This is a genomic window from Endozoicomonas sp. SESOKO2 (genome assembly GCF_024606245.1).
Lineage (GTDB): Bacteria > Pseudomonadota > Gammaproteobacteria > Pseudomonadales > Endozoicomonadaceae > Endozoicomonas_A.
The window spans coordinates 1-2,317 of record NZ_JAHHPQ010000589.1 but is presented as its reverse complement, the minus strand read 5'-3'; the positions used below and the strand labels follow the sequence as shown (position 1 = coordinate 2,317).

At 48.3% G+C, this 2,317-nt stretch carries 3 protein-coding genes; all 3 read right to left on the bottom strand.

Annotation, left to right across the window (positions count from 1 at the left end):
• On the bottom strand, window positions 1-688 hold a 688-nt coding region (locus KDK17_RS14225; RefSeq protein ID WP_257288340.1), incomplete at its 3' end, for a hypothetical protein.
• A gap of 154 nt (window positions 689-842) precedes the next feature.
• Window positions 843-2,021 carry a hypothetical protein gene (locus tag KDK17_RS14220; protein WP_257288339.1) on the bottom strand — a complete coding sequence of 393 codons (1,179 nt, stop codon included), beginning with the start codon at window positions 2,019-2,021 and terminating at the stop codon, window positions 843-845.
• A gap of 88 nt (window positions 2,022-2,109) precedes the next feature.
• On the bottom strand, window positions 2,110-2,317 hold a 208-nt coding region (locus KDK17_RS14215; RefSeq protein WP_257254757.1), incomplete at its 5' end, for a hypothetical protein.

The following is a 2,317-nucleotide window of genomic DNA, read 5'->3' as shown; positions in this document are numbered from 1 at the left end:
CGTAACAATTTAAACCCAGAGTATGTTGGCGTTGATCAGGGCCTTCGCTATTGCCACCAGAGCCAGACGACAGAGGAGAAGTGACAGAGCCTGTACAACAGTTGGTTGTGGTTGTGGTTGCTCCTGAGGCTTGCTGACTGGATGATGCTGATGGCGGGGTTTGTTGTTGACCACTTCCGGGTAGCATCATAGTGGTGATCGCAAACGGATCACCTTGGTATGAATGCAGTTGATCCATCGGGTTGAACAGTGGCGAACCAGCGCCCCAATAGCTTCCTAAAAGCCAGCCAACAGCTAAAAACGCTTCTAAAGGTATCGATGAATAGGATTTGGCGCTCAGAGCTGCGTCATGGGTACTCATAATCAGTTCGTAAGCAACCAGCGTACTAGTGGCATAAATCAATTGCCACGATATGGACTCAAAAAAAGACGTTTTATCCCTGCAACCGTCGACTCTGTGCGGTTTGCCATCATATGGCAAAACTGCTTCTGTATAGTCGTTTGTGTTGGCAAGGTACGACGCACTGTTTAACAATGTGTGATGGTCTGGCTTTATAGAAAAGCTCTTTTTTGGAGAGCTTCCACCCTGAAGCTCGACAAGAAAACGTCTTGTCAGTGATTCAGCCTGACAGATGGCAGACGGAGAGAATAGCAACAACAGCAGTGTCGCTGAGAAAAAGTTTTTCATAACTCAATCATTACATCCACTTTTGCAGTTTCTAAGGGCAAAAGATAGACCAAGAAAGTAATGGATCAATAGAATATGCATCCTTTTCTGTCAAAAGCGCAATCACTCCTTACCCTCTGAAGGCATCATCGTTCACATCAACACACTTGAGTTTTCAACGCCTTCTATATCTTCTATCACGCCATCTGTTAGGCGATCTGCCATGGCATCTTATGTGTCTCGAAAGCTCGTGAACATTATAAAAGATCCTCCCGCATAATCGTGGATCGTTATCCGACGACCCGACCATTATTACGTCACAGAATTGTGGCCCAGTGTGGTGTGTTCTGGTGTGACGCAACATCATTTCGGCATTCCTGCGAACCACTCCGCATGGCCGCCGCTCGCCATCCATCGTGGTCAGCATCTCGTCACAGACCAGAGGTGTATGCGCTGCCTCAGCATTCATTGAGCGTAATGCTGAAAGAAATAGTCTGGGCTCTTCCCGGTGAACTTGCGTGGGAAGATCATTTCGGATCGGAAACCGAAAAATATCTTCAACTGAAAAGGGAGGAACTGAGCTTCGTCCGGGTGTTGATCCTGTTTCGTCTGCTGAACTTTCTTCGGAATTCAACGGCCCTTCAACTAGTTCACTGTTATCCAATGATGGTCGGAGTATACAAACGCCACTACAGAAACCGACGTGACAATTTATGCCGAAAGTATGCAGGCGTTTTTCAGGGTCTTCCTGACCGCCGCCAGAGCCAGAAGGCAGGGGGCAGGTATTGGAGCCTGTAAGATGAGTGCTTGTGGTTGCTCCCGAGGCTTGCTGACCGGATGACGCTGACGGCTGGCTTTGTTGTTGCCCATTTTGGTTTTGTCCGGGAAGCGTCATAGTGGTGATCGCAAACGGGTCATCCTGAATTGCCTCCAGTCGCTCTATCGAGTTAAACAGCGGTGAATCGGGATTCCAATAGCCTTTCAAAAGCCAGCCGACAGCGACAAACACTTCTGAAGTTAGCCATGAATAAGGTTTGAAGCCAGAGACTGCATTGGTAGTCAGAACCAGTTCGTAAGCAACCAGCAGATTCGTGGCGCAAAGCCATTGCCACGAAATGGACTCAATAAGGGGCGTTTTTAACCCATAACCGCTTCCGGGTGGTTTAACATCTGGCAGTAAACCGCACCCTGCGTAGCCGTTTGTGTCAGCAATATCTGAAAAGAACTGGTCTGGAGAACCTGTATCCTGATCCTGTTTAATCTCGACCACAAAACGCCTTGTCGACGTTTGGGCCTGGCAAATGACTGAAAACGAGAGCAGCAACAGCAGTGCCGCAGATTGTGTTTTCTTCATTTTTACCTCGATAGATTTTTTTTGTAGAGATGAACCCGGGAGCCTGACCGAAAAGGCGGCTGCTAAGGTGTTGATATTTATTAGTCCGTCAGTTCCTCAGGTAATCACACTTATTCACTTTATCTGCTGGAGCACTGAGTTTATCGTCCTCGTCCAGATCAGCAGGCTTGCGTTTTCGATGTCTGCGTTTGTGATTCGACAGGGCTTGAGCATCCTTGCAGACTCTCCCGCATGGTCGCCACTGACCATCCGCCCCGACCTTGATCTCGACACAGGTTTGTATCCCGCTGTGGTAT

Bases quoted from the DNA above. Each gene is read 5' to 3' on its own strand.
- KDK17_RS14220 (WP_257288339.1), bottom strand. From the start codon at position 2,021: ATGAAGAAAACACAATCTGCGGCACTGCTGTTGCTGCTCTCGTTTTCA.